Source organism: Microvirga lotononidis, from assembly GCF_034627025.1.
GTDB lineage: Bacteria > Pseudomonadota > Alphaproteobacteria > Rhizobiales > Beijerinckiaceae > Microvirga > Microvirga lotononidis.
Map to the genome: position 1 here is coordinate 3030418 of NZ_CP141048.1, position 26049 is coordinate 3056466.

Sequence of the window (26049 nt, forward strand, 5' to 3'; positions counted from 1 at the left end):
CTTCGCGCTCATGGCGCTCTACGCCCGCGCGGCCGAGCGGCTCTGAGGGAGGCCGATCCATGTCTCTCGATCTTCTTCTCGGCGGCATCGTCGCCCTAGGCATCGCCGCGTATCTCGTCATGGCGCTCCTCAAGCCCGAACGCTTCTAGGAGGCCGACGTCATGACTCTCAACGGCTGGCTCCAGATCGCCATCGTTCTCGCAACCGTCCTCTTGGCGGCGGTGCCTCTCGGCACCTTCATGGCCAAGGTTTATGCCGGCAAGGGCACCTTCCTCTCGCCGGTGCTCGGCCCGGTCGAGCGCGGATTCTATGCCCTGGCGGGCATCGATCCCGCCCGGGAGCAGGGATGGCGCGCCTATGCGCTCGCCATGCTCCTGTTCAATGCGGCAGGGTTCGTGCTGCTTTACGCGCTTCTGAGGCTCCAAGGTTTCCTGCCCCTCAATCCGCAGGGCTTCGGGGCGCTCTCGCCTGACCTCGCCTTCAACACCGCCGTGTCGTTCGTCACGAACACGAACTGGCAGTCCTATGGCGGCGAGACCACCATGAGCCATTTCTCTCAGATGGCCGGGCTGACGGTGCAGAACTTCCTCTCTGCCGCCACGGGGCTCGCCCTCGCGGTGGCGCTCGTCCGGGGCTTTGCCCGCTCCAAGGCCGGGACCGTCGGCAATTTCTGGGTCGACATGACCCGCTCGACCCTCTACGTGCTCCTGCCGCTTTCCCTCGTCACGGCCATTCTGCTCGTGGCGCTCGGGATCCCGCAGACCATGCTCGCCTCGGTGGACGCCACGACGCTCGAAGGCGCGAAGCAGACCATCGCTCTCGGGCCCGTCGCCAGCCAGATCGCGATCAAGCAGCTCGGCACCAACGGCGGCGGCTTCTTCAACGTGAACGCCGCCCATCCCTTCGAGAACCCGACGGCGCTGGCGAATGTCGTCCAGGTTTGGCAGATGCTGGTGATCTCGGTTGCGGTGGTCTTCACCTTCGGCCGTCTCGTCGGCGACAGCCGACAGGCGCGCGCCTTGGTCTGGGTGATGGGCGTCCTGCTCGTGGCGGGCATCGCCGCCACCTACGCGGCGGAGGCGGCCGGAACGCCGGTTCTGCATTTGGCCGGCATCGACCTGGCCGACGGCAACATGGAGGGCAAGGAGGTCCGCTTCGGGCTCGCCCTGTCGGCTCTCTGGGCCGTCGTGACGACGGGCCTGTCATGCGGGGCGGTCAATGCCATGCATGCGAGCTTCACGCCCATCGGCGGCATGATCCCGATGTTCCTGATGCAGCTCGGCGAGATCCTGCCGGGCGGCGTCGGCTCCGGACTCTACGGCATCCTTGTCATGGCGATCATCGCGGTCTTCGTGGCGGGTCTCATGGTCGGCCGCACGCCCGAGTACCTCGGCAAGAAGATCGAGGCGAAGGAAGTCAAGATGGCGATGCTGGCGGTCCTGATCCTGCCGACAGCGATCCTCGGCTTCTCGGCCGTGGCCGCCGTGCTCCCGCAGGGGCTCGCGGGGCTTCTCAATGCCGGTCCGCACGGCCTGTCCGAGATCCTCTATGCCTACTCGTCGGCTGCGGGCAACAACGGCTCCGCCTTCGCCGGGCTCACGGCGAACTCGCCCTGGTACAACACGACGCTCGGCCTTGCGATGCTGCTCGGCCGCTTCGCCTACATCGTGCCGATGCTGGCCATCGCAGGCTCGCTGGCGGCGAAGACCAGGCTGGAGGCGTCGACCGGGACTTTCCCGACCCACGGCCCGCTGTTCGTCGGACTCCTGACCGGCATGATCCTGATCCTCGGCGGTCTCCAGTTCTTCCCGGCTCCCGCTCTCGGCCCCATCGCCGAGCAGGTGCTGATGCTGGCCGGCAAAACCTTCTGACAGGTGCTCCATGAGCAAACACATCCAACCAACCATCTCGATGCTCGATGGGGCGATCCTGCGCCAGGCGACGCTTGACGCCCTCAGGAAGCTCAATCCCGGCGATCTCGTTCGAAACCCCGTCATCTTCGTGACCGAGGTGGTGGCTCTTCTGGTCACCGTCCTCTTCGTTCGCGATCTCGCGACCGGTGAATCCGCGTTCTTCACGGGGCAGATCGCGGCCTGGCTCTGGTTCACGGTGATCTTCGCCAATTTCGCCGAGGCCGTGGCCGAGGGGCGGGGCCGCGCCCAGGCCGACACCCTGCGCCAGGCGCGCACGCAGACCGTCGCGAAGCGGCTTTGCGATCCCGAGCGCAAGGAGCTCCACCAGACGGTGTCGGCCCTCGATCTCGATGTCGGCGATCTCGTGCTGGTCGAAGCCGGCGACCTGATCCCGGGCGACGGCGAGGTGGTGGAAGGCATCGCGTCGGTCAACGAGGCCGCCATCACGGGCGAGTCCGCTCCCGTCATCCGCGAATCGGGCGGGGACCGCTCCGCCGTGACCGGCGGGACCGCGGTGATTTCGGACTGGCTCGTCGTGCGGATCACGGCGCCGCCCGGCTCCTCGTTCCTCGACAGGATGATCGCCCTCGTGGAGGGCGCCGAGCGGCAGAAGACGCCGAACGAGATCGCCCTCAACGTCCTGCTCGCGGGCATGACCATCGTGTTCCTGATCGCCGTGGTGACGCTGTCCGGGCTCGGGCGCTATTCCGGAGCCGATGTCCCGGTCCCGGTGCTGGTGGCGCTTCTCGTGACGCTGATCCCCACCACCATCGGCGGGCTGCTGTCGGCCATCGGCATCGCCGGCATGGATCGTCTCATCCGGTTCAACGTGCTCGCCATGTCCGGGCGGGCCGTGGAGGCCGCGGGCGACGTGGACACGTTGCTCCTCGACAAGACCGGCACCATCACCTTCGGCAACCGCATGGCATCGGAGATCATTCCGGTCTCCGGCGTCTCGGACCGCGAAGCGGCCGAAGCTGCGTTGCTCGCGAGCCTCGCGGACGAGACGGCGGAGGGCCGCTCCATTGTCACGCTCGTGCAGGAAAAGTACGGCGTGGCAGCGCCCGAGCAATCGCCGGAGACGTCGCGCTTCATCGAGTTCTCGGCAACGACGCGCCTTTCGGGTGTCGACCTCGGCAATCGGTCCCTTCGCAAGGGAGCGGTCGATGCGGTGCTCCGCTTCGTCCGTGACGCCAGCGGCCGAACCGTCGAGGATCAGGGCTTCGCCGCCGCCGTCGACCGTATCGCTCGCTCGGGAGGGACTCCGCTCGGGCTGGCGGACGGGAGCAGGCTTCTGGGCGTCATTCACCTCAAGGACGTGGTCAAGCCCGACATCAAGGAGCGTTTCTCCGAGTTGCGGCGCATGGGCATCCGCACCGTCATGGTGACCGGCGACAATCCGGTCACGGCCGCCGCAATCGCCTCGGAGGCGGGCGTCGACGATTTCATCGCCGAGGCCACGCCGCAGGACAAGCTCGACTACATCCGTCGGGCGCAGACGGAGGGCCGACTCGTGGCCATGTGCGGCGACGGCACGAACGACGCTCCGGCGCTGGCGCAGGCCGATGTCGGCGTGGCGATGCAGTCCGGCACGCAGGCCGCCCGCGAGGCCGGCAACATGGTCGATCTCGACTCCAATCCGACCAAGCTCATCGAGATCGTCGGCATCGGCAAGCAGCTCCTGATGACGCGAGGATCGCTGACGACGTTCTCTATCGCCAACGACGTGGCGAAGTATTTCGCCATCATCCCGGCCCTGTTCGTGGCAGCAATTCCCGAACTCGGCGCCCTCAACATCATGGAGCTGTCGACGCCGCAGAGCGCGATCCTGTCCGCGGTGATCTTCAACGCCTTGATCATCATCGCTCTGATCCCGCTGGCCCTGCGCGGCATTTCCTACCGACCGCTCGGGGCAGCGACTCTGCTGCGCCGGAATCTGCTCGTCTACGGCCTCGGCGGGCTCGTCGTGCCCTTCATCGGCATCAAGATCATCGACCTCGCCGTCACGGCGATCGGCTGGGCCTGAAAGGAACCGCCATGTCCCATCTCCGTCCCGCGCTCGTTCTGCTCATCCTGTTCACCGCCTTGACCGGGATCGTCTATCCCTTCGCCGTCACAGGCATCGGACAGATCGTCTTTCCGGCGCAGGCCAACGGCAGCCTGATCGTGCAGGAAGGCCGCGTCATCGGCTCCGATCTCATCGGGCAGGCATTCACATCCGATCGGTATCTCTGGCCGCGTCCCTCGGCCACGAGCACTGCCGATCCTACGGATCCGACCAAGACCGTGGATGCGCCCTACAACGCCGCGGCCTCGACCGGCTCCAATCTGGGGCCGACCTCCCAGAAGCTGGCGGAACGCCTGACGGGAGCTGCGGAGACCTGGCGTCAGGTGGGCCTCCCGCTGCCGATCCCCGGCGATGCCGTCACCACCTCCGGCAGCGGCCTCGACCCGCACATCTCCCCGGCTTTCGCGATGGCGCAGGCTCCCCGCATCGCTGCGGCCCGGAAGCTTACGGAGGAGCAGATCCGGCGGGTGATCGAAGCGTCGACCGAAGGGCGTGCCTTCGGGGTCTTCGGAGAGCCTCGGGTCAACGTCCTGCGCGTCAATCAAGCCCTCGACAGGCTGGGCGTGCAGGGAGGAGGGCGCGATGTATCTTGATACGATGGAGGCGTAAGCCCTCATGGCCCTGACCGAAACGCCGCGTGCCTCGCCCGATGCGCTGCTCACCCTCGCCAATCGGGAGGGGCGCGGCCGCCTCAAGATCTTTCTCGGGGCGGCCCCCGGCGTGGGCAAGACCTACGCCATGCTGCAGGCTGCGCGGGCGGCGCGCGAGGAGGGGGCGGAGGTCCTCGTCGGTCTCGTCGAAACCCATGGGCGCCAGGAAACGGAGGAACTTCTCCAGGGCCTCGAGATCCTGCCCCGCCTGTCCGTTCCGTATCGCGGCCGGATGGTGCAGGAATTCGACCTCGACGCCACCCTGCGACGCCATCCACGGCTCGTCCTCGTCGATGAATATGCCCACACGAATGCCTCGGGCAGCCGCCATCCGAAGCGATGGCAGGATATCGAGGAATTGCTGGCGGCGGGAATCGACGTCTGGACGACGCTGAACATTCAGCATCTCGAAAGCCTGAACGATGTCGTCCAGCGCATCACGCGGATCCGCGTGCGCGAAACCGTACCCGACGCCGTCTTCGACGAGGCCGACGAACTGGTTCTCGTCGACCTCCCGCCGGACGAGCTCCTCAAGCGGCTGGCCGAGGGCAAGGTCTACGTGCAGGACACGGCGGCTCGTGCCGTCGACAACTTCTTTCGTCCCAACAATCTCGTGGCGCTGCGTGAACTGGCGCTGCGCCGCGCGGCCGAGCGCATCGACAGCGACCTGCTCGAGCGCATGCAGGGCGGCGGTGTAGAAGGCCCATGGGCCGCCGGCGAACGCATCCTGGTCTGCGTCGGCGCCGACGAAATCTCCCCGGCGGTCGTGCGTCACGCCAAGCGCCTCGCGGAAGCGATCGGCGCGCCCTGGACGGCGGTGACCGTCGAGCGTCCGAGCGAGAGTCTCGACAGCGGCCAGCGCCATCGCGTGGACGAGACGCTCCAGCTCGCCGCCCGGCTCGGCGCCGACGAGGCCAAGACGCTGGTGGCCGGCGACATGGTGCAGGAACTCCTGCGGTTCGCCCGGTTTGAGAACGTCACCCAGATCGTGGTAGGACGATCCCGGGGTGGATGGTGGTCCGAATTCCTCGGACGCTCGCTGCCGCATCAGCTGGTACACCACGCCGAGGATATCGCCATTCACGTCGTGACCGCCAAGGATGGACAGGCTCGGAAGGTGCGCTGGTGGAGCCGCCTGCGAAGCGTCAAGCTGAACCAGGCCTGGGCTCCCTTCCTGTGGTCGGCGCTCGCCGTGGCCGGAGCCGTCGCGGTCGGTCTGGCGATGACGTCCGTCGTGTCCCTGCCGAACATCTCCATGGTGTTCCTGGTGGCGGTGCTGTTCGCCGCCGTACGCTTCGGGATCTGGCCCGCCGTCGTCAGTTCGATCCTGTCGTTTCTGGGCTACAATTTCTTCTTCATCGATCCCCTCTACACGTTCACGGTCGCGCGGCCGCACGAATTGCTGGCCCTCTTCATCTTCCTCGGCGCGGCCGTGCTCACCTCGGCGCTCGCCGGGCGAGCACGGGAGCAGGCTGCGGCGGCCGTGAGCCGGGCCCGGGCGACGAGGCGGCTTTACGAGTTCACCCGCCGCCTCTCCAGCTTCCCCGATGCGAATGCGGTGGCCGAGGGAGTCGTCGTGGAGCTCAACGGCTATCTCAACCGACCCGCGGCGCTCCTCCTGCCCCAAGGCGACACCCTCGAGCTTGCGGCCTCCTGGCCGCCGGAGGACCACCTCGACACCGCCTCCGCTTCGGCGGCACGCTGGGCCTACGAGAAGGACGAGGCTGCCGGCACCGGAACGGATACGCTGCCGTCGGCGCGCTGGATCTTTCTGCCATTGCGCTCGGCGCACGGCCGCGTCGGCGTCCTGGGTGTCGCTCTCGACGGGGCCGCCCTCGATCCGGAGATCCGCACCCTGGTCGAGACGGTGGCCGAGCTGACGGCGGCCGCCCTCGAGCGGGCGCGGCTGACGCGTGAGATCGTCGTGGCCAACACGGCCGCCGAATCGGAGCGGGTGCGCAACACGCTGCTGGCCTCGATCAGTCACGATTTTCGAACGCCCCTTGCGTCCATTCTCGGCGCTGCGACGAGCCTGATCGACTATGGGCCGAGGCTGTCGGAGCCTGCCCGACGCGACCTGCTGGATCAGGTCAAGGACGAGGCGGAGCATCTCGACCGGATGGTCCGCAACCTTCTGTCGATGACCCGCGTAGAGGCGGGGGCCCTCGAGCTTCGCCGCGACTGGGTCGACGTCCGGGAGGTGTTCGACAGGGTTGTCGCTCTTGCCAGGAGACGGGGTGCGACACAGGCCCTTCGTGTCGATGTCGATCCGGAGCTGCCCTTCGTGCAGGCGGATGCCTCCCTGCTCGATCAGGCCTTGGCCAACGTCCTCGGCAATGCGGTCCGCTATGCGGGTGCGGACGCAAGGGTGGAGCTTGCGGCCCGGCGTGAGGGCCGGGACGTCGTGCTGTCCGTCACGGATAACGGGCCCGGTATCTCTCCGGCTCTGCTCCCGAAGGTCTTCGAGAAGTTCGCGCGCGGCCGGGGGCAGGACGGCGATGGCGGCGAGGGCACCGGGCTGGGATTGGCCATTGCCAAAGGGATCGTCGACGCACATGGCGGTGTCATCGCGGCGGAGAGCCCTCTCGCGAATGGGCAGGGCACCCGGATCGTGATCCGGCTGCCCTTGGAGGAGATGAGACCATGACCCATCCGATGCGGGTGCTCGTCATCGATGACGAGCCGGCGATCCATCGTTTCCTCAGGCCCGCCCTAGAGGTGAACGAGTACGAGGCGATCAGCGCCGCCACGGCGGCCGAGGGTTTGAAGCGCATCGCCGGGGATGCTCCCGACGTGGTCGTGCTCGATCTCGGATTGCCCGACATGGACGGCAAGGATGTGATCGTCCGCGTGCGCGAATGGTCCGATGTGCCAATCATCGTGCTCTCGGCCCGCGATCGCGAGGCCGAGAAGATCGCCGCCCTCGATCTCGGCGCCGACGATTTCGTCAACAAGCCGTTCGGGACGGGCGAGCTCATGGCCCGGCTGCGCACCGCCTTGCGCCATCGCATGCAGCGCAAGGGCGAGACGCCGCTCGTCAGCGTCGGCGGGCTGGAGATCGATATTCCCCGCCGCCGGGTCGCGTGGCAAGGCAGCGACGTCCTTCTCAGCCCGAAGGAGTTCGAACTGCTCGCCTTCCTGGCCCGTCATGCGGGAAAGGTGGTGACGCACAAGCAGATCCTCACCGCCGTCTGGGGCGCGGCGCACGAGAACGACACCCAGTACCTTCGCGTCTATGTCGGCCAGCTCCGGCAGAAGATCGAGCCGAACCCGTCCGACCCCCGGTTCATCCTCACCGAGCCGGGCATCGGCTACCGCCTGCTGGATGTCGCCTAGCGTTATTTCCCCTGGCGCGGCCTCTTTATGCGGCCTTTATATCCGGCTGCCCAAATTCCAATCGATTTTTTATGCGATCCTGACGATGTCTGATCGGAGAGGTTCGGGCGGGCTCGCCCTCCCTGAGGCGGCGACCTGTCGCGGCCCGTTTGGACAACCAGGATGTGGTCGAAGCAAAATCCGGTGCGGGAGCTCCGCTCCCTTCTGTCTCGGATCGAGGCGGCCTCCCAACCGCAGGTCGGCCTCGTGGCCGAGGTGCTGGAGCGTGCCTGTCCGCGCCTGAAGACGGCCCTCGATCCCAACGTTCTCGTGCTGCGCCTGATCGAGGCCGAGGCATGGGTCGATCTGGGCTTCTGGCTGATCGGCTGGGAGCTGCCGGATTGGGCGATCCATCGCCTGTCCTGCGACGATAGCCGCTGGAGCTGCGCGATATGCGTCCGCGGGCTGGCGCTCAATTGGGTCGATGACGTGGCCGAGTTTCAGCACGAGGACCCGGCGCTCGCGGTTCTGGGCGCCTTCGTCCAGGCCCAGGTCCAGAAGGCCCAAGGCTTCGGCCAGAGCAACGTCACGGTATTCAGGCGTGTGGATAGGTCGGGCGCGGCCTCCATCGGCCACGAGGTGGAGAGATAAATGACCGCTACGGCTTCAAGCCAGCCCGGTCCGGCGGAGCCGACGGCCCAGCCGGGGCCCCCGCATACGTCCGGCTTCTGGATCCTGACGCTCGGTACATTGGGCGTCGTCTACGGGGACATCGGCACGAGCCCCCTTTATGCCCTCAAGGAATCCCTCTCGGCCGCAGCCGCGGGCGGCACCGTCACGCGCGAGATGGTGTTCGGCATCGTGTCGCTGATCCTGTGGGCGCTGATCTTCATCGTCACGATCAAGTACGTGCTGTTCATCCTGCGCGCGGACAACAACGGCGAGGGCGGCACGCTCACGCTCATGGCGCTCGCCCAGCGAGCCATGGGCCATAACGTCCTGCTGATACCCCTGCTCGGCATGATCGGCGCCGCCCTGTTCTACGGCGATGCCATCATCACCCCGGCCATCTCGGTGCTCTCGGCCGTCGAGGGCCTGACCGTCGCGAGCCCCGCCTTCGAGCATTACGTGCTTCCGCTCAGCCTCTTGATCCTGACGGGCCTGTTCGCCGTGCAGAGCCAGGGCACGGCCCGTGTGGCCGCCTGGTTCGGCCCGATCACGGCGGTTTGGTTCGTGCTCATGGCCATCGGCGGGCTCGTCCACATCGCGGACGATCCGAGCATCCTGGCCGCGATCAGCCCCACCTACGGCGTCGTGTTTCTCGCGACCCACGGCACGGCGGGCCTGTTCGCCCTCGGGGCGGTGTTCCTCGCCGTGACCGGCGCCGAGGCGCTCTATGCCGACATGGGCCATTTCGGCCGACGCCCGATCCAAACCGCCTGGCTGGGACTGGTCCTGCCGTGTCTCGCCCTGAACTACATCGGCCAGGGTGCGCTCCTCCTGGCCGATCCGGCCAAGATCGAGAACCCGTTCTTCCTGCTCTATCCCGACTGGGCGCTCCTCCCGATGGTCGGCATGGCGACCATCGCCACGATCATCGCCAGCCAGGCGGTGATCACCGGCGCGTTCTCCATCACGCAACAGGCGATCCAGCTCGGACTCCTGCCGCGCATGGAGATCCGCTGGACCTCCGAGACGGAGAAGGGCCAGATCTACGTGCCGAAGATCAACTTCCTGCTCCTCGTCGCCGTACTGCTCCTGGTCGTCATGTTCAGGAGTTCGAGCGCCCTGGCGCATGCCTATGGTCTTGCGGTCACGGGAACGATGGTGGTGACCGCCATCATGGCGTTCTTCGTGGTCTGGCGGTTCTGGAAATGGTCGTTCTGGGCCTCGGTCGCCGTGATCGCGCCCTTCCTGGCGGTCGACACGATCTTCCTGGCCGCCAATGCCCTCAAGATCCCGCAGGGCGGCTGGATGCCGCTGCTGGTCGGCGCGCTCCTGGTCCTGCTCATGGTGACATGGCGGCGCGGAACCCGCATCCTGTTCGACAAGACCCGAAAGGTGGACGTGCCGATGACCGAACTCATCAGCATGCTGCAGAAGAGCCAGCCTCACCGGGTGAAGGGCACCGCCGTGTTCATGACCAGCGATCCCGAAGTTGCGCCCGCGGCCCTGCTGCACAACCTCAAGCACAACAAGATCCTGCATGAGAAGAACGTGGTGCTGACGGTCAAGACCGCCGACGCCCCGCGCGTGGCGGACGACGAGCGCGTCCGGATCGAGTCTCTCGGAGACTCATTCTGGCGGGTGAGCATGACCTACGGCTATATGGAAGCGCCGAACATCCCGCGTGGCCTCGTGCTCCTGCGCAAGCAGGGCTTCAAGTTCGACATCATGGCGACGTCGTTCTTCGTCTCGCGCCGCTCGATCCGGCCCTCGGTGCATGGCGGCATGCCGTTCTGGCAGGACAAGCTGTTCATCAGCCTGGCGAAGTCGGCGAGCGACGCCACCGACTTCTTCCAGATCCCCACCGGGCGCGTGGTCGAAGTCGGCACCCAGGTGACCGTCTGAGCCCGACGGCTGTTCGGGATCCCGTCTTCAGGAGATCATCGATCGCCGCCATGCGCCCGGGCTCGAGCCGACGCTGCGGGTGAAGACACGTGTGAAATAGCTTTGATCGCCGAAGCCGCAGATGAGCGCGATATCCGCCAGAGGAAGCGTCGAGGACAGAAGAAGGCCTTTGGCTTCCTGGATGCGGAGCTGGGTCAGGTACTGGTGGGGTGACATCCCGGTCGTGCGCCGGAACGCCTTGGCGAAGTAGCTCGGCGTGAGCCGGCATTCCCGCGCGATGTCGCTGATGGTCACATGGGCCGACAGGCGCGAGTGCATGATCTCCTTCGCCCGCCGCTCCTGCCAGGAAGCCAGGCCGCCGCTGGACGTCGGGGCGACCCGCATGCCTCCGTAGTTCTGGGCGAAGTAGGTGAGGAGGCTCAGCGCGATATGATCCACGAAGAGCTGGTTCGTTTCCAGAAGATCCGGTGTCGAGAGCAGGAACGAGCTCATCGCACCCAGCGTGGCGTCCGTTGCGTCGGGCAGAGAGCGAAGGCTCGAAACGGGTGAGGCGCCGCGCTCGTAGGCGAGGTCGTCCAAGGCATCCTTGCGGATGTAGAACTGCAGGGTATCGAACGCGCCGCGCACGCGGCTGCGGGGATCCTCGGACAGGTCGATGGCGTTCACGGTACCCGCGCCGAAGCCGCGAGAGTAGCGCATGCGTCCATCGGACCAGAACTCATGCTCTTCCACGTCCTTCAGCTTGTACGTGATGCTGAACGCGCTCTCGGGCGCGATGGACGCCGTCCTGTCCCGATCCTGGCGCTCGCAGGTCAGGCGCGTCACGGCGAGCGACAGGCGGTCCTTCCTGGAAACATGGAGAACTTTCCGGCTCACCATCTCCAGATGGCGTCCGAGCCGGCCGCCGAAGAGGCCGGCATCGTTTGTCTCCTGAATGGTTGCCATGGTCCTCTCGCTCCGCTCGGTTGGTATCGCGGCAAAACTTGTTCAAACCTCAGGACCGGCTGGTCGGATGCGCCGATAATCCTTTCATTCAGCGTCCTCGAAGAAGTGACGTCCACATTCCGGCAGCAGCGGCAGGAGCTGCTGAAGCTCGTCCCTTCGCATCTCCAGAGAAGATGGCAGTTTAAGGGTCCTGCCGAGCGTTTCGTAGCTTTCGTCGAACTCGAAGCCCGGTTCGTCCGTCGCGATCTCCAGCAGAAGCCCGCAGGTCGAGCGGAATTTGACGGCACGGTAATAGGTTCTGTTCCTCACCTCATCGGCGATGATCCCGTATCGATCACGGAGTTCCCTCACCATCGTGGCCAGGTCGGCGGCATCGTGGGCCCGTATGGCCACATGGTGGATGCTGCCCGCACCGAGCTGGCCACGGGCCAGTCGCTTCGCCTCATCAAGGGTCACCACGCCGCCCGCTCCTCCATGCGCCTCGAGGCGGGAGAGGTTGCCGACAGTGCTGCATCGTGCGAAGCCGAAGACCTCGCGGAACATCTCGATCAGCGGATCGGCCCTGCGGACTTTCAGCACGAGGTCGTGAAGGCCCTGGATCGCACAATCGTCCGGCACATGCGGGTTCCTCCACGGACCGTCCGACACGGGCTCGTCTTTTTCCACCAGGGAGAGCGAGGCGCCGTCCGGATCTTCCAGGAGCACGCTGCGCTCACCGAAAGCGGTCTCGACACGATCGTGACGAACCCCGGCAGCCTGAAGGCGCTGCGCCCACCAGTCCAGGGAGCCGTCAGGAACACGGAAGGTGGTCGCCCAGGCCTCGCATGCTCCCAACCTTCCGCGCTGAACCCGTTGCCAGGGAAGCAGGGTGAACAACGTGCCCGGCCTGCCTTTCTCGTCGCCCATGCAGAGATGGAAGCTACCCGGATCCTCGTAGCTCACGGTGCGCTTGACGAGCCGCATGCCCAGGAGGCCCGCATAGAAGCGGCAGCTTCGCTCGGCATCGCTCGATATCAGGGTGATGTGATGGAGGCCGCGTCCGACCATGCGCAACTCCGATAACTCGATGGCACGACCATAGACAGATCGCGTTCCGCTTGTCTCGTCCGCTTTTGTCACGCGGCCCGGTTGCTGTCCATCTGACGACCAAATCGTCCAAGAGCGTCGCAAATCCTACAAGGTTCCGAGCTTGGCATTATGATATGTCGGTCCTGTGCTCCCCCACCAACAGGACCTGGCCATGCCCATCAAAGCGACCCCGACACCCGGCTCGAATCTGCTCACGCCCTCCGATCACACATTGATCCTGATCGACTTCCAGTCGCAGATGTCGTTCGCCACGAAATCGATCGATGCTGTCAATCTGCGCAACAATGCAGCTTTGATCTCGGAGGCGGCCGCGGGCTTCAAGGTCTCGACGATTCTGACGACGGTGGCCGAGAAGAGCTTCTCGGGCCCGATGTTCTCGGAGATCACGGATGCCTTCCCGGGGCAGGCGCTTCTCGATCGCACCTCCATGAATACCTGGGAGGATGCCGCCGTGATCGAAGAGGTGAACCGCATCGGTAAAAGCCGGATCGTCCTGGCAGGCCTGTGGACGTCCGTCTGCATCGTCGGCCCGGCCCTGTCGGCCCTCGATCAGGGGTTCGAGGTCTATGTGATCGCGGATGCGTGCGGCGACGTCTCGGAGGAGGCGCACGAGCGGGCCATGGAGCGCATGGTGCAGGCAGGCGCCAGGCCCATGACGTCGCTTCAGTATCTGCTCGAACTGCAGCGCGATTGGGCTCGCGTCGACACGTATGACTTGACCACAGGGATCGCCAAGAAGCTCGGTGGCTCGTATGGGCTCGGCATCGTCTACGCAAAGACGATGTTCGGCGCGAGCGAAGGCGCCCACACGGCCCAGGCCGCCGAATAACCGCTGCCGGGCAGGCCGTCATGTCGAGATCGGCCTGCCTCCATGCTTGCAGCAACCCGTCGATCCGAACGCGAGGATAACGGGAGATACGACATGTCCACCACCCATGACCGCCGCACGGTCGTCGGCGGGCTCGGCGCAATGGCCGCCGGGCTTGCCTCTCCCAAAGGCCTGGAGGCGCAGACGATGAACGCAATCGCCGACCTGATCCTGTTCAACGGCAGGATCACCACCCTCGACCGTCAGAACCCGGAAGCAACGGCCGCGGCCATCCGCGACGGACGTTTCGTTGCAGTGGGCAGCGAACGCAACGTGATGCTTCTGGCCGGGCCGGCGACCCGGCGGATCGACCTCAAGGGGCGGCGCGTCATCCCGGGTCTGATCGACAGCCACATGCACATCATCCGCGGTGGACTGAACTACAACATGGAACTGCGCTGGGACGGGGTGCGCTCCCTGGCCGATGCGATGCGCATGCTGAAGGACCAGGTCGATCGCACGCCCGCCCCACAATGGGTCCGCGTCGTCGGCGGTTTCTCGGCGCATCAGTTCGCCGAGAAGCGCCTGCCCACCCTCGATGAGATCAACACGGTGGCGCCCGACACGCCCGTCTTCATCCTGCATCTTTACGACCGTGCGCTGTTGAATGCCGCGGCCCTGCGTGCGGTCGGCTACACCAAGGAGACGTCGAATCCGCCCGGTGGCGAGATCCAGCGCGATGCCCACGGCAATCCCACAGGCGCGCTCATCGCCAGGCCCAACGCCACCATTCTCTATGCGACGCTGGCCAAGGGGCCGAAGCTGCCGCCCGAATACCAGAAGAACTCGACGCGCCATTTCATGCGCGAGGTGAACCGCCTGGGCGTCACGGGCGTCATCGATGCGGGTGGCGGATTCCAGAATTATCCGGACGATTATGCGATCATCGAGGAGCTGCACCGGGACGGTCAGCTCACCGTGCGCCTGGCCTACAACCTCTTCACCCAGAAGCCGAAGGAAGAGCTCAAGGACTTCGACACCTGGGCCAAACAGGTGAAGCCGGGGCAGGGCGACGACCTCTACCGTCACAACGGTGCCGGCGAGATGCTGGTCTACACGGCGGCGGATTTCGAGGACTTCAGGGTGGAGCGGCCCGACATGCCGCCCTCCATGGAAAGCGATCTCGAGCCGGTCGTGCGGCTGCTCGCCGAGAACCGCTGGCCGTGGCGGCTGCATGCCACCTACAACGAGACCATCACCCGCGCCCTCGATGTCTTCGAGAAAGTCGACCGGGATGTCCCGCTGCAAGGGCTGAACTGGTTCATCGACCATGCGGAGACCATCGACGACCGCAACATCGACCGCATCGCGGCGCTCGGCGGCGGCATCGCGGTCCAGCACCGCATGGCGTTCCAGGGCGAGGATTTCGTCGAGCGCTACGGCAGCAAGGCGGCCGAGCGCACGCCACCGATCCGCCGCATGATGGAGGCGGGCGTTCCGGTCGGAGCCGGGACGGATGCGACGCGCGTTGCGTCCTACAACCCCTGGGTCTCGCTGTCCTGGCTCGTGACCGGAAAGACCCTCGGCGGACTGACCCTCTATCCGGCCGCGAACCGACTCGATCGCGAGACCGCCCTGCGGCTCTGGACCGAAGCCAACACGTGGTTCTCGACGGAAGAAGGCAAGAAGGGCCAGATCAAGGCGGGCCAGCTGGCCGATCTCGCGGTCCTCTCCGACGATTACTTCTCCGTGCCGGAAGACGACATCCAGGACATCACCTCCGTGCTGACCCTGCTCGGCGGCAACCCGGTTCACGGTGACGCCGAGTTCAAGGATCTGGCGCCGTCCCTGCCGCCTCCCATGCCGGACTGGTCGCCCGTGGCGCGCTTCGGCGGCTACCAGCAGCGGGCTGAGAATGACGCCCAGGCGAAATACGCTTTCGCGGCGGCATGCGGCTGCGCCAACAGCTGCGGCGTCCATGGCCACGCCCATGCGGGGGCCTGGGCCGGCAACGTGCCGGCGTCCGATTCCCGGTCGTTCTGGGGTGCGCTCGGCTGCTCCTGCTGGGCCTTCTGAGGAGGTGTCATGAGCGATATCACCGTTCCTCGCCTCGTCGCCCAGGTCCTGTCTTGGCCCGCGGCCGATTACATGGCCCGGCTGGCGCTCGCATCCCCGTTCCTGATCAGCGGGGTCGGCAAGCTCTCGGATTTCAATGGCGCCCGCGAAGAGGTCCTTGAGCTCGGCCTCCGTCCCGCCGCGCTCATGGCGGCCGCCGTCATCGTCACGCAGCTTTGCGGATCCATCCTGTTCCTGACCCAGCGCTATTGCTGGCTGGGAGCCGGCATCCTTGCGGCATTCACGGCCGTCGCCACGCTCCTGGCGCATCCCTTCTGGGGCTCCGACGGCCCGGTTCGACGCCGTCAAACCGCAATCTTCTTCGAGCATGTCGCCATCGTCGGCGGATTGGCCGTCGCGGCCCTCTTTGCCCATGGAACGGAGCACCTCCAATGACGCAAGGCCCCGTGACCACGCAAGCCGCTGCTTCGGCTCCTCCAGGCACCTTCGCGCCGCTGCACCACCGCCTGTTCGCGGTCATCTGGGCGGCCACCGTGCTGGGCAACATCGGCACCTTCATGCGCGATGTCTCCTCCTCGTGGCTCGTCACGGACCTGTCGGCGTCGCCCGCCGCCGTGGCCATGATCCAGGCAGCCGGGACGCTTCCCGTTTTCCTCTTCGCCATTCCCGCCGGCGTCCTGTCGGACATCCTCGACCGCCGCCGTTTCCTGATCATGATCCAGATCGGTCTCGGTCTCGTCAGCTCATGCCTCGCCGTGCTGGCCTGGACCGGCAACGTCACCGTGGAGGGCCTGATCCTGCTCACGTTCCTCGGCGGGACCGGAGCCGCGCTCGCGACGCCGGCCTGGCAGGCGATCACGCCGGAGCTGGTGCCCAAGGCCGACATCAAGGGCGCGGTCGCGCTCAATTCCCTCGGCATCAACATCGCGCGCTCCATCGGCCCCGCGCTGGGCGGCTTCATTCTGGCGGCGCTCGGCGCAGCCGCAGTCTATGGCCTCGACGTCCTCACCTATGTGATCGTGAGCGCCGCCCTGTTGTGGTGGCGGCCGAAGGTGGATGCAGGCAACGATCTGCGCGAGCATTTCGGCGGCGCCCTGCGCGCCGGAATCCGCTACGCCCGTGCCAGCCGCAGCCTTCACCGCGTCCTCTGGCGCACGGTTCTGTTCTTCGGCTTCGCCAGCGCGGTCTGGGCGCTTCTTCCCCTCGTCGCCCGCCAGGAGATCGGCGGCGGCCCGGGGTTCTACGGCCTCATGCTCGGCAGCGTCGGCGCCGGTGCGATCTGCGGCGCCCTCGCGATGCCCCGCGCCAGGGCCCGCCTGGGTCAGGACGGTCTGGTTCTCGCCGCGACCCTGATCACCGCGGGCGCAACCATCCTTCTCGCATTGACCGATTTCGAAGCCGTCGGCCTCGTCGCGACCTTCGTGCTCGGGACGGCCTGGATCACCATGCTGACGACCCTCAACGGGACGATGCAGGCCATCCTGCCGAACTGGATCCGGGGGCGAGGCCTGGCAATCTATCTGACGGTCTTCAACGGCGCCATGGCGGCCGGGAGCCTGGGCTGGGGTCTCGTGGCGCAGACGATGGGCACCGACGCCACCTTGATCGTCGCCGGAACCGTTCTGGCCTTGAGCGGCATCCTGGCCCATCGGGCGCCGCTGCCGAAGGGAGAGAGCGATCTCACGCCGTCCCTGCACTGGCCGGAGCCAGCCCTCGCGGAACCGGTCGCTCACGATCGCGGCCCGGTCATGATCATGGTGACCTACCGCGTCGCCCAGGACGACCGCGCCGGCTTCCTGAAGGCGCTCCGCAGGCTCTCCGAGGAGCGGCGCCGCGACGGAGCCTATGCCTGGGGCCTGTCCGAGGACGCGGCCGACCCGGAACGCATGGTGGAGTGGTTCTTCGTGGAATCCTGGGCCGAGCACCTGCGCCAGCACAGGCGCGTCTCGAAGGAGGATGCGGATCTTCAGGCGGAAGCCGTCCGTTTCCACCGAGGTCCTGAGGCACCCTTGGTCGAGCACTTCCTCGGCATCAATCCCGGCATCGGCGGAAAGGGATGAGCGGGAGCAGGCCGCGCCCACTCCTATGAGCCCCATCGAGACGCGAGCGTGCCTTACCGCCGCCGCGGTCACGACCGATCGTTCTGTTCCGTCGGTTGAACAGCACGCGGCAAGGACAGACCAGCCGACACGCAATGGAGCCATTCATGGATACGATCACCACGCAGGACGGCACGCGCATCTTCTTCAAGGATTGGGGTCCGAAGGGTGCCCAGCCGATCATGTTCCATCACGGCTGGCCCCTCAGCGCCGACGACTGGGACGCGCAGATGCTCTTCTTCCTCTCGAAGGGATATCGGGTCATCGCCCATGACCGTCGTGGACACGGCCGCTCCGAGCAGGTCCCCGAGGGGCACGACATGGACCACTACGCCGCCGACGCCTTCGCGGTCGTCGAAGCCCTCGATCTGAAGAACGCCGTCCATATCGGCCATTCGACGGGCGGCGGCGAGGTCGCCCGCTATGTCGCCAAGCACGGCGAGCCCGCAGGCCGCGTCGCCAAGGCGATCCTGGTCTCGGCGGTTCCGCCGCTGATGCTCAAGACCGCCGCCAACCCGGAAGGCCTGCCGATGGACGTGTTCGACGGCTTCCGCGCGGGGCTCGCGGCTAATCGCGCGCAGTTCTTCCGCGATGTTCCCGCCGGCCCGTTCTACGGCTTCAATCGCGAGGGCGCGACGGTTCACGAGGGTGTCATCCAGAACTGGTGGCGTCAGGGCATGATGGGCAGCGCCAAGGCGCATTACGACGGCATCAAGGCCTTCTCGGAAACCGACCAGACGGAGGATCTCAAGGCGATCGGCGTTCCGACCCTCGTCCTGCACGGTGAGGACGATCAGATCGTTCCGATCGCGGACGCGGCGCTGAAGTCGATCAAGCTTTTGAGGAACGGGACGCTCAAGACCTATCCCGGCTTCTCGCACGGCATGCTGACCCTCAATGCCGACAGGCTCAACACCGACATGCTGGCCTTCATCCAGGGCTGAGAGCACGGCGGGGAGAGGGATCCATGGCGTTGCGCCCGATCGTGGAATCCCTCCTCCTCCGCTGCTCCCCGGCCGGGAATGACATCCACCACGTCGTGTGGCCGGCCTCGTGCCGGCCATGTCGGTTCGGTGAAACGCGGCACTCTTCTCATCGAGATCACCGGCACAAGGCCGGTGATGACGGGGAGGGGCGCCACCTGTCGTCCGAGGCCGCGCCGTGATTGCCGCCTGCCACGAGCGATGATGCGAACAGGGGCTTAAGACCGCCAGCCCTGCCGCCAAATCATTGTGACAACCGTTCCTGGCTGCTCGCGCGAGCCAGCGCTACTGCGTCGGGACCCGCCGGGAAGCGGAGTTGTCCGGTCTCATCGTTCGCGGCGTGCCATACCGCCTCGGCCACGTCGGTCTCTTTCGTTACCGCGGCAGGTTGCGCAATGGCAGCGAAGATGGGCCGCGCAAACGATGCGTATGCCTCGGGGATCAACTCATCGATGCGGAGATCCGTATTCTGGGCGAAACGCGTGCTTGGGCCATAGCCCGGCTCGACCAGTTTGACACGCACGTTGAACGGTTCGAGCTCATGAGCGAGCGATCCTGTGAAACCCTCGACCGCCATTTTGCTCGCAGTATACGCGGCGACCAGCGGCATCGGCGCAAGCGCCACGCTGGAGGTCACGTTCACCACCACGCCGGATCTCTGCGCACGGAACTGGGGCAGCACCGCCTGCGTCATCGCCATCACGCCGAACGTGTTGGTTTCGAACACCCGGCGAACCTGGGCCAACGGAGTCGCCTCGAAGGCGCCGAACAGTCCGATGCCCGCATTGTTGACGAGAACATCGATGGGCCCGCTCGCCCCTAGCGCCGCGGCGATGCTTTCGGGCTTGGTCACGTCGAGCGGCATCACGCTGAGGCGCTCGGATCGAGGCAGAATCCCCTCCCATGGCGTGCGCATCGTGGCGATGACGTTCCAACCCTTCGCGTGGAAGAGGCGTGCGGTCTCAAGGCCGTAGCCGGACGAGCAACCCGTTATCAATATCGTTTTCATCGTGGTTTCCTTCGTGATGCCAGTGCCGTAGCATTAGCCCCGCCAATCAGGACTATCCTCGATTGGGAGTCCCGTTTTCGTCAGCGATAGTCCGGAAATGACCGACCCTCTCGCCCAAGTGATCAAACTTCTCCGGCCCCGCACCGTGTTCTCGAAAGGGATCAGCGGCGCTGGTCGCTGGGGCGTCCACTACTCCGCGTTCGGCCAGCCGGGTTTCTGCGCGGTGATCGAGGGCAGCTGCCGACTAGCCGTCGACGGGCAGGCTCCCGTCACGCTCGAGGAAGGCGACTTCGTTCTGCTGCCGGCGACGCCCGCCTTCACGATGTCCGGATTCGAGCCGGTGACGCCCAGGCGCATCGACCCCAGGACGGCACCCGCGCCCACGGAGGAAATCCGTCACGGCCGCGCCGATGGACCTCCAGACGTGCGCCTGCTCGGCGGCTACTTCGTCTTCGAGGCTCCCGATGCCGCGCTGCTTGTGTCGTTGCTGCCGGCGATGATTCACGTGCGCGGCGTCGGACGGCTTTCGACGCTGGTGCGCCTCGTCGGCGAGGAGGCGCGTGCGCAGGACATGGGCCGGGACCTCGTGCTGGCGCGTCTTGTAGAAGTCCTGCTGATCGAGGCGTTGCGGGCGGCACCGGGCAAGGGAGCGTCGCCGGGGCTCCTTCGCGGGTTGTCCGATGCGCGGGTCGCGGGAGCGATCCGAAACATCCATCGTGATCCGGAGCGACCTTGGACGGCAGCGGAGCTCGCAAACGAGGCCGGGATGTCCCGCTCGGCCTTCTTCGACCGGTTCACACGCACGGTCGGGCTGCGGCCGATGGAGTATCTTCTGGCATGGCGCATGGCCCTTGCGAAGGATCTGCTGCGGAGCCGGGATATCGCTCTCGACGAGATCGCCAGGCGCGTCGGCTACGGCTCGGCCAGCACCTTCAGCATGGCGTTCAGGCGCTATGCGGGGCAACCTCCGGGGCGTTTCTCCCGCGGGTCGGCCGACGCGGACACGAACCCGGGCCCTGAGCTGGCGCACGTCCAGAAATGACCCCGCGGGGCACGGCGTTCCGGTCTGGGCCGCAAGGGGAGGCGAGGGCGCCTCCTTCGGATCTAATGCTGATGCGGAAAGCAGGTCATCAGGATTATAGACCTAGCCCGTTTGCTTCGTTGTGGCTCTCGCAGAACGCCGTAGCTTATTCGCCGTGACCTAGCCCCCCAAGGTCACGGGCGCCCTGGCTGAAGATCATGTCACGTTTTCTCACCAGGGCGCCTTCCAACGACTATGCCCAGCCCTGGAGGTGGCTGACCACCAGGGCGAGAAGGCCGAGAGCCAGGAGCGCGACCAGGAGCAGGGCGATCCGGGTCAGCCTTTCATGCCGAGCCAGTCGTGCCTGGGCCGTCTCGACCTTGCGGCGCTGCTCGTCCAAGCCGGGATTGTGGCGGGGCACGGTCCACCATGAAATCGTTTACATCGCCGCCCCTATAACAGCCTCGCCCGGGCGTGGGAAGATAGTCCGCGCCCGCCGCGGACCCTCGTCGATGGCGTTGGATCCGCTTCTCGGTGCCGGATCAGCCGCGGCGCGCGGCCTCGATGGCGGCAACGTCGATCTTCTGCATGGTCATCATCGCGTCGAATGCGCGCTTGGCCTCGGTGCCGCCCGCCGCCAGCGCTTCCATCAGGACGCGCGGCGTGATCTGCCAGGACACGCCCCATTTGTCCTTGCACCAGCCGCATTCGCTCTCCTGGCCGCCATTGCCCACGATGGCGTTCCAGTAGCGGTCGGTCTCCTCCTGATCGTCCGTGGCGATCTGGAACGAGAAGGCTTCGCTGTGCTTGAACGCCGGCCCGCCGTTGAGGCCGAGACAGGCCACGCCCGCCACGGTGAACTCGACCGTCAGCACGTCGCCCTCCTGACCCGACGGGTAGTCGCCGGGCGCACGGTGCACGGCATGGACCACGCTGTCCGGAAAGACCTCGGCGTAGAAGCGGGCGGCCGCCTCCGCATCCTTGTCGTACCAGAGGCAGATCGTGTTCTTCGCCATGGCATGTTCCTTCCCTCGGACGCCGGAATTCCGGCCTCGTTCCCTTGTTCCGTCTTGAGAGGCAATCCCAGTTATTCAACGGACTGATGACGACCAGAGCATCGGGCGTGCAATCGAACGCACGTCCGGTGCTCTAAGGTTTTGTTGTGTCGTGTCTTTCCACGCAAGCCCGGTTCCCACTTTTGCGGTCGGCGCTTCAACTTTCTGCCGGCCGTGATTCCAGCGCCATGAGATCGAAGGCCAGGAACTCTCCGCTCAGCAGCAAACCGAGCAGAACCAGATTTCTGCTGATGATTCCCATGTAGTGAGATCGAAGAGCAGGCACTTTTCTGATCAATGGATACAGCCATTGTGTGTGGCGGCCCAGCCGCTCGGCTATGGGAGGAAGAAGGGTCGTTGACTTGAGATCGAGAGCGAAATCGGGAAACAGACGGCGGATCTGGGCTTTCGTCATGGCCCTCACGTGAGGGTTCCTGGGGTTCGGATATCGAAGGTCATACCAAACGATGGCGCCGTCCGGCTTGAGCAGCCGCGTAATCGTCCCGGCAATCTTGCTCGACATACGATCGTCCAGCACGGAGGAGAAAACCGTAAAGACTGAGATCAGGTCGAAGCTCTTATCTGGGAAGTTCAGGGTTTCCGCATTCGCCTGTTCAAAGGTGAATTCGGGATATCGGCGGCGCGCGGCGTCGATCCGGTCGGGAACAAGGTCAATTCCATAGAGGTTCCGGGCTTGAGCGCCATGCTCATGAAACCAGCCGAGGAGGTTTCCGCTGCCGCATCCGATATCGAGGATCCTGCAATCGGGGAGGGAATAGACGGACGCGTCGTTGAAGATGGTCTCGAGGTCCCGATGCCCCTCCGAGATCATATATTCCCGGCCGGGATTGGGATCATTCCACTTCCCGTGTCTCCTATAGTGCTCATAGGCTCGGCGTATTCGTTCAACCTCGGGGCCATCCATCCGGTACCTCATTCGTTTGAACGCGAGCGTGATCACTCCGTCACATGGAGTTTGACGATAATTCGTGCCATGCCAAGCTCCCGAGGCGAGGAAATCCGGATGCCTCACGGCCATGTGTGCGGCATGGACAGTTTCATCGGGCATGTGAAGGTTCGGGCCGGCAAGGCAGGTCGCTTCGGCGCGCGGTCTTGCCCATGACACTGACGGCCTCTCAGGCTCGCCGAAACCCCGGCATGGAAAGGAGCGTGGAACCATGGCCAAGTGGAAAGTCATCGGTTAGTTGGCGCGATGGCAAAGAGACCGAAATCCGAGAAGAGGTGGAACGTCTATCTCTCTGCACTGACAGGGGCGATCGTCGCCGTTCTCATCGCGCCGCTCGTTCATCTTCTCCACGACCATTCGGATCTTACCCCCGACGAGGCGCTCTGGAGCCATTTCCTGCCGCGGATGTTCGCTTTCATGGTGGGGGGCGCGATCCTGTTCGGCGGAGTGGCCGCCATCCGAAACCGGCTTAGACGACGCTCCTGAATCGCATGATGTCCGTGCCGCACAGATCTCCGCCGGGCTACTCGCCCAGCCAGAAGCGCGATCCCTTTGGATGCCAGTTGAGCCCTCCGGGCGTCCAGTTCAGGTCGAAAAGATACAGAACCACCCAGGCGAGAGCCGCCGCCCCGAAGATGACGATGGCGAGCAAGGTGGTCCGTAGAATCCTGTCTTCCTGCGGAGCGAAATGAGCATCGGAGGTTTCTGGCCTCCGCTCCCGCTTATTCTGATTGCGATCTTTGAGTTTCATGGCCCCTGGTCGAGAGGTCTATCATCCTCAGGCGTGCGCGCAAACCGAAGCGCGTCTTCTGACGAGCGCCGATAGGAAACTGAATATCGTGCTCACAAGCGGTCGCGATTACGCTCCATCGAGCATGCGACGCACCTTGGCGGCGAGTTCCGCATAGGTGAAGGGCTTGCCGATCAGATGCATTCCCGGATCGAGCCGTCCGTGGTGGACGATGGCATTGGCCGTATAGCCTGTGGTGTAGAGCACGGGCAGGCCGGGTCTGTGGCGCGTGATTGCGTCCGCGAGCGCGCGTCCGTTCATGCCGCCGGTCAGCACCACGTCGGTGAACAGCAATGCGATCTCGGAATGCTGCTCCGCGACCGACAGAGCCTCCCGCCCATCGGCCGCTTCGAGCACGCGGTATCCGAGGTCGTGCAGGGCCTCGACCGCATAGGCGCGCAGCGCGGGCTCATCCTCCACGACCAGAATGGTCTCGCCCGATCCCCGCGTCATCGCCGCACGCTTCACGGGCGCCTCGGCCGCCTCGTCCTCCGCGCCGACGAGGCGGGGCAGATAGATCTTGATCGTCGTGCCCTGGCCGAGTTCGCTGTAGATCCTGACGTGCCCGTTGGACTGGCGCACGAAGCCGTAGACCTGGCTCAAGCCCAGTCCGGTGCCCTTGCCGGCCGCCTTGGTGGTGAAGAACGGCTCGAACACCTTGTCCATCGTGGCTTTGTCCATGCCCGTGCCCGTGTCGGAGACCGACACCTGCACGTATTGTCCGGGCGGCACGGTTTCGGACAGAGCCTCCACATAGGCCTCGTCCAGCCGGGTGTTCGCCGTCTCGATGGTGAGCTTGCCGCCACCCGGCATGGCATCGCGGGCGTTCACCGCCAGGTTGACGATGGCGTTCTCCAGCTGGTTCGGATCGGCCTGTGTCCGCCACAGGCCCCCCGCGAGCACGGTTTCGAGCACCACCGTCTCGCCCAATGTGCGCCGCAGCAGCTCGGACATGCTGGCCACCAGCTTGTTGGCGTCGATGGGCTTGGGTTCGAGCGGCTGGCGCCGGGAGAAGGCCAGGAGCCGCTGGGTCAGGGTGGCGGCCCGGCTTGTCGCCTCCATGGCGTGATCGGCCGCTCTCGCGAGCCGCTCGTTGCCCTCGGGCAGGCGGCGCTGCATCAGCTCGATGTTGCCGACGATGATGGTGAGCAGGTTGTTGAAGTCGTGCGCGATGCCGCCCGTGAGCTGGCCCACGGCCTCCATCTTCTGGGCCTGCCGCAGGGCCTCCTCGGCCTTCATGCGCTCCGCGACCTCCTGCGTGACCCGCTCCTCCAGGGTCTCGTTCAGGCGCCTGAGCTCCTCGGTTGCCTGCTCCGCCTTCTGGCGGGCCAGCAGCAGTTCCCGCTCGTACTTGCGCCGGTCGGTGGCGTTGAACAGGGTGATGCGATGGACGAGAGGCTTTCCGGCCGCATCCAGCTTCTGGACCGTGTTGGCGAGGACGGGCAGCTGCCGGCCGTCCGCGCTGGTCAGGTCGAACGCGATCTCGTTGACGAAGCCCTGCATCCGCAGGAGCGGAGCGAAGTGCGTATCGTAGAAGATCTTGCCGCCGATGTTCAGCAGATCCTGGAAGCACCTGTGCCCGACGATCTCCTTCCGGTCCAGGCCGATCCAGGTGAGGAAGGTCTGGTTGGCCTTGACGATGGTGCCGTTCGGCAGGGTCGAGAGGTAGCCGCAAGGGGCGTTCTCGTAGAGTTCCTCGGCTGTTTCGAGCAGCGCTCCCTGATCGATGGTCACTCCGCGGCCGCCTTGACGGACGTCGGGCCGCCCAAAAAGCCTTCGATGGCGGCGATCGTTTCCTCGGGGGCGCTCAGGTTCGGGCAATGGCCGGTCGCGTTCATCAGGACGAGCTCGCTGTCGGGCAGGTTCTGGTGCATGTAGCGCCCGACCGCTTCGGGGGCAATGACGTCCTGCGAGCACTGGAGGATGAGCGCCTTCGTCGCGACCTTGCTCAGGTCGGCCCGATTGTCCGACAGGAAGGTCACGCGGGCAAAGTGCTTGGCGATCTCGGGATTGGTGCGGCAGAAGCTGTTGGTGAGTTCCTCGCCGAGCTGCGGCCGGTCGGGATTGCCCATGATGACCGGGGCCATGGTGCTCGACCAGCCCAGATGGTTGCTGTCGAGGAAGTCGAGCAAGCCCTCGATGTCCTCCGGCCTGAACCCGCCGACATAGTCCCCGTCGTTGATGTAGCGGGGCGACGGGCCGATCAGCACGAGCCGGTCGAACCGCTCCGGCTCCTGGATGGCGGCCAGCGCCCCGATCATGGCGCTGACCGAGTGGCCCACGAAGACGACGTTCGTCAGGTCCAGCTCGCGGCAGATCGCCAGCACGTCGTCGGCGTAGCCCTGGAGCGTGCCGTGCCGCGCGGCGTCGAAGGCGGCCGCATCCGACTGGCCATGCCCGACATGGTCGAAGAGAACGACCCTGTAGCGATCCTCGAAGGCGGGCGTGATGAAGCGCCACATGTTCTGGTCGCAGCCATAGCCATGGGCAAACAGCATGGGCTGCCGACTTTGGCCGATGACCTTGACGTTGTGTCGTTGAAGAACGGCGGACATGGGCGCTCCGTGCCATCCAAAGATCGAGAGGAGGGGGCTTGCGTCCCGCGACGGTGCGAGCTTTGCAGGTCTGGGCCCAATCTAGGGATCCGGGCTCCCGTGTCAACGCTGCGGAAATCCCTCGCCGCTCCGGCG

Annotated in this window: 24 protein-coding genes; 15 read left to right on the forward strand and 9 right to left on the reverse strand. The window is 65.7% G+C overall.

The annotated features are described in order from the left end of the window. Positions 1-59: 59 nt before the first annotated feature. From kdpF to U0023_RS14415, 8 genes are all read left to right on the forward strand, one after another. Positions 60-149: a K(+)-transporting ATPase subunit F gene (gene kdpF, locus U0023_RS14380; RefSeq protein ID WP_009764672.1), complete on the forward strand. Its 90-nt coding sequence runs from the start codon at positions 60-62 to the stop codon at positions 147-149. Positions 150-161: 12 nt separating this feature from the next. Continuing rightward, positions 162-1871, forward strand: coding sequence for a potassium-transporting ATPase subunit KdpA (gene kdpA, locus U0023_RS14385; protein ID WP_009764673.1), 1710 nt, complete (start codon positions 162-164; stop codon positions 1869-1871). Between the two features lie 10 nt (positions 1872-1881). Continuing rightward, on the forward strand, positions 1882-3939 hold the full coding sequence (kdpB, locus tag U0023_RS14390; protein WP_009764674.1) for a potassium-transporting ATPase subunit KdpB: 2058 nt from the start codon (positions 1882-1884) through the stop codon (positions 3937-3939). Positions 3940-3950: 11 nt separating this feature from the next. Beyond that, positions 3951-4574 (forward strand): potassium-transporting ATPase subunit KdpC, encoded by a 624-nt coding sequence (gene kdpC, locus U0023_RS14395; RefSeq protein WP_009764675.1) that lies wholly within the window; start codon positions 3951-3953, stop codon positions 4572-4574. Positions 4575-4596: 22 nt separating this feature from the next. After that, positions 4597-7278, forward strand: a complete 2682-nt coding sequence (locus tag U0023_RS14400) for a sensor histidine kinase (RefSeq protein WP_009764676.1) — start codon at positions 4597-4599, stop codon at positions 7276-7278. Then, the gene (locus U0023_RS14405) at positions 7275-7967 is read left to right on the forward strand and encodes a response regulator (protein WP_009764677.1); all 693 of its coding nucleotides are present in this window, start codon (positions 7275-7277) and stop codon (positions 7965-7967) included. The genes U0023_RS14400 and U0023_RS14405 overlap by 4 nt, the downstream gene beginning before the upstream one ends. A 162-nt stretch (positions 7968-8129) precedes the next feature. Then, positions 8130-8597: a hypothetical protein gene (locus U0023_RS14410; RefSeq protein WP_009764678.1), complete on the forward strand. Its 468-nt coding sequence runs from the start codon at positions 8130-8132 to the stop codon at positions 8595-8597. Continuing rightward, on the forward strand, positions 8598-10517 hold the full coding sequence (locus U0023_RS14415; protein WP_009764679.1) for a potassium transporter Kup: 1920 nt from the start codon (positions 8598-8600) through the stop codon (positions 10515-10517). A 27-nt stretch (positions 10518-10544) separates the two neighbouring features. Here the strand turns inward: U0023_RS14415 and U0023_RS14420 are convergent, their stop codons facing one another. Together U0023_RS14420 and U0023_RS14425 are read right to left on the reverse strand one after the other, a co-directional pair. Beyond that, positions 10545-11462, reverse strand: coding sequence for a helix-turn-helix transcriptional regulator (locus U0023_RS14420; protein WP_009764680.1), 918 nt, complete (start codon positions 11460-11462; stop codon positions 10545-10547). Positions 11463-11546: 84 nt separating this feature from the next. Next, on the reverse strand, positions 11547-12509 hold the full coding sequence (locus tag U0023_RS14425; RefSeq protein WP_009764681.1) for a VOC family protein: 963 nt from the start codon (positions 12507-12509) through the stop codon (positions 11547-11549). Positions 12510-12708: 199 nt separating this feature from the next. On the opposite strand from U0023_RS14425, the gene U0023_RS14430 reads away from it, so the two are divergent. The 5 genes from U0023_RS14430 to U0023_RS14450 all read left to right on the forward strand — a co-directional run bounded on the left by U0023_RS14430 (position 12709) and on the right by U0023_RS14450 (position 18478). Beyond that, positions 12709-13380, forward strand: coding sequence for a hydrolase (locus U0023_RS14430; protein WP_210161065.1), 672 nt, complete (start codon positions 12709-12711; stop codon positions 13378-13380). Between the two features lie 93 nt (positions 13381-13473). Continuing rightward, the gene (locus U0023_RS14435; protein ID WP_009764683.1) at positions 13474-15435 is read left to right on the forward strand and encodes an amidohydrolase; all 1962 of its coding nucleotides are present in this window, start codon (positions 13474-13476) and stop codon (positions 15433-15435) included. A gap of 9 nt (positions 15436-15444) precedes the next feature. Continuing rightward, a complete protein-coding gene (locus U0023_RS14440; protein WP_009764684.1) occupies positions 15445-15870 on the forward strand; it encodes a DoxX family protein in 426 nt (141 codons plus the stop codon). Beyond that, positions 15867-17495, forward strand: a complete 1629-nt coding sequence (locus tag U0023_RS14445; RefSeq protein ID WP_009764685.1) for an MFS transporter — start codon at positions 15867-15869, stop codon at positions 17493-17495. Before U0023_RS14440 ends, U0023_RS14445 begins: the two co-directional genes overlap by 4 nt. A 146-nt stretch (positions 17496-17641) precedes the next feature. Then, positions 17642-18478: an alpha/beta fold hydrolase gene (locus U0023_RS14450; protein ID WP_009764686.1), complete on the forward strand. Its 837-nt coding sequence runs from the start codon at positions 17642-17644 to the stop codon at positions 18476-18478. 283 nt (positions 18479-18761) lie between these two features. On the opposite strand, the gene U0023_RS14455 is transcribed toward U0023_RS14450, so the two are convergent. Then, positions 18762-19526 carry an SDR family oxidoreductase gene (locus U0023_RS14455; RefSeq protein ID WP_009764687.1) on the reverse strand — a complete coding sequence of 255 codons (765 nt, stop codon included), beginning with the start codon at positions 19524-19526 and terminating at the stop codon, positions 18762-18764. 97 nt (positions 19527-19623) lie between these two features. Between U0023_RS14455 and U0023_RS14460 the strand changes: the two genes are divergently transcribed. After that, positions 19624-20568 (forward strand): AraC family transcriptional regulator, encoded by a 945-nt coding sequence (locus U0023_RS14460; protein ID WP_009764688.1) that lies wholly within the window; start codon positions 19624-19626, stop codon positions 20566-20568. Between the two features lie 232 nt (positions 20569-20800). Here the strand turns inward: U0023_RS14460 and U0023_RS14465 are convergent, their stop codons facing one another. The 3 genes from U0023_RS14465 to U0023_RS14475 all read right to left on the reverse strand — a co-directional run bounded on the left by U0023_RS14465 (position 20801) and on the right by U0023_RS14475 (position 22563). Next, positions 20801-20968, reverse strand: a complete 168-nt coding sequence (locus U0023_RS14465) for a hypothetical protein (RefSeq protein WP_154661288.1) — start codon at positions 20966-20968, stop codon at positions 20801-20803. 121 nt (positions 20969-21089) lie between these two features. Continuing rightward, entirely contained in the window at positions 21090-21563 is a 474-nt protein-coding gene (locus U0023_RS14470; protein ID WP_009764689.1) for a VOC family protein, read from the reverse strand. Positions 21564-21759: 196 nt separating this feature from the next. Next, on the reverse strand, positions 21760-22563 hold the full coding sequence (locus U0023_RS14475) for a class I SAM-dependent methyltransferase (protein ID WP_195904260.1): 804 nt from the start codon (positions 22561-22563) through the stop codon (positions 21760-21762). A gap of 252 nt (positions 22564-22815) precedes the next feature. Here U0023_RS14475 and U0023_RS14480 point away from each other — a divergent pair, with 252 nt between their 5' ends. Continuing rightward, positions 22816-23055, forward strand: coding sequence for a hypothetical protein (locus U0023_RS14480; protein ID WP_009764691.1), 240 nt, complete (start codon positions 22816-22818; stop codon positions 23053-23055). Between the two features lie 37 nt (positions 23056-23092). On the opposite strand, the gene U0023_RS14485 is transcribed toward U0023_RS14480, so the two are convergent. The 3 genes from U0023_RS14485 to U0023_RS14495 all read right to left on the reverse strand — a co-directional run bounded on the left by U0023_RS14485 (position 23093) and on the right by U0023_RS14495 (position 25914). Further along, positions 23093-23320, reverse strand: coding sequence for a hypothetical protein (locus U0023_RS14485; protein ID WP_009764692.1), 228 nt, complete (start codon positions 23318-23320; stop codon positions 23093-23095). 108 nt (positions 23321-23428) lie between these two features. Then, positions 23429-25093, reverse strand: coding sequence for an ATP-binding protein (locus U0023_RS14490; protein WP_009764693.1), 1665 nt, complete (start codon positions 25091-25093; stop codon positions 23429-23431). Further along, positions 25090-25914, reverse strand: a complete 825-nt coding sequence (locus U0023_RS14495; RefSeq protein ID WP_009764694.1) for an alpha/beta fold hydrolase — start codon at positions 25912-25914, stop codon at positions 25090-25092. Before U0023_RS14495 ends, U0023_RS14490 begins: the two co-directional genes overlap by 4 nt. Between the last annotated feature and the right edge of the window lie 135 nt (positions 25915-26049).

Excerpts from the sequence above, each read along its gene's own strand:
- U0023_RS14460 (WP_009764688.1), top strand. The coding sequence starts at position 19,624 with ATGACCGACCCTCTCGCCCAAGTGATCAAACTTCTCCGGCCCCGCACC.
- kdpC (WP_009764675.1), top strand. The coding sequence starts at position 3,951 with ATGTCCCATCTCCGTCCCGCGCTCGTTCTGCTCATCCTGTTCACCGCC.
- U0023_RS14420 (WP_009764680.1), bottom strand. The coding sequence starts at position 11,462 with ATGGCAACCATTCAGGAGACAAACGATGCCGGCCTCTTCGGCGGCCGG.
- U0023_RS14455 (WP_009764687.1), bottom strand. The coding sequence starts at position 19,526 with ATGAAAACGATATTGATAACGGGTTGCTCGTCCGGCTACGGCCTTGAG.
- kdpF (WP_009764672.1), top strand. The coding sequence starts at position 60 with ATGTCTCTCGATCTTCTTCTCGGCGGCATCGTCGCCCTAGGCATCGCC.
- U0023_RS14470 (WP_009764689.1), bottom strand. The coding sequence starts at position 21,563 with ATGGCGAAGAACACGATCTGCCTCTGGTACGACAAGGATGCGGAGGCG.
- U0023_RS14405 (WP_009764677.1), top strand. The coding sequence starts at position 7,275 with ATGACCCATCCGATGCGGGTGCTCGTCATCGATGACGAGCCGGCGATC.
- U0023_RS14450 (WP_009764686.1), top strand. The coding sequence starts at position 17,642 with ATGGATACGATCACCACGCAGGACGGCACGCGCATCTTCTTCAAGGAT.
- U0023_RS14495 (WP_009764694.1), bottom strand. The coding sequence starts at position 25,914 with ATGTCCGCCGTTCTTCAACGACACAACGTCAAGGTCATCGGCCAAAGT.
- U0023_RS14485 (WP_009764692.1), bottom strand. The coding sequence starts at position 23,320 with ATGAAACTCAAAGATCGCAATCAGAATAAGCGGGAGCGGAGGCCAGAA.
- kdpB (WP_009764674.1), top strand. The coding sequence starts at position 1,882 with ATGAGCAAACACATCCAACCAACCATCTCGATGCTCGATGGGGCGATC.
- U0023_RS14400 (WP_009764676.1), top strand. The coding sequence starts at position 4,597 with ATGGCCCTGACCGAAACGCCGCGTGCCTCGCCCGATGCGCTGCTCACC.
- U0023_RS14425 (WP_009764681.1), bottom strand. The coding sequence starts at position 12,509 with ATGGTCGGACGCGGCCTCCATCACATCACCCTGATATCGAGCGATGCC.
- U0023_RS14440 (WP_009764684.1), top strand. The coding sequence starts at position 15,445 with ATGAGCGATATCACCGTTCCTCGCCTCGTCGCCCAGGTCCTGTCTTGG.
- kdpA (WP_009764673.1), top strand. The coding sequence starts at position 162 with ATGACTCTCAACGGCTGGCTCCAGATCGCCATCGTTCTCGCAACCGTC.
- U0023_RS14410 (WP_009764678.1), top strand. The coding sequence starts at position 8,130 with ATGTGGTCGAAGCAAAATCCGGTGCGGGAGCTCCGCTCCCTTCTGTCT.
- U0023_RS14435 (WP_009764683.1), top strand. The coding sequence starts at position 13,474 with ATGTCCACCACCCATGACCGCCGCACGGTCGTCGGCGGGCTCGGCGCA.
- U0023_RS14480 (WP_009764691.1), top strand. The coding sequence starts at position 22,816 with ATGGCAAAGAGACCGAAATCCGAGAAGAGGTGGAACGTCTATCTCTCT.
- U0023_RS14445 (WP_009764685.1), top strand. The coding sequence starts at position 15,867 with ATGACGCAAGGCCCCGTGACCACGCAAGCCGCTGCTTCGGCTCCTCCA.
- U0023_RS14415 (WP_009764679.1), top strand. The coding sequence starts at position 8,598 with ATGACCGCTACGGCTTCAAGCCAGCCCGGTCCGGCGGAGCCGACGGCC.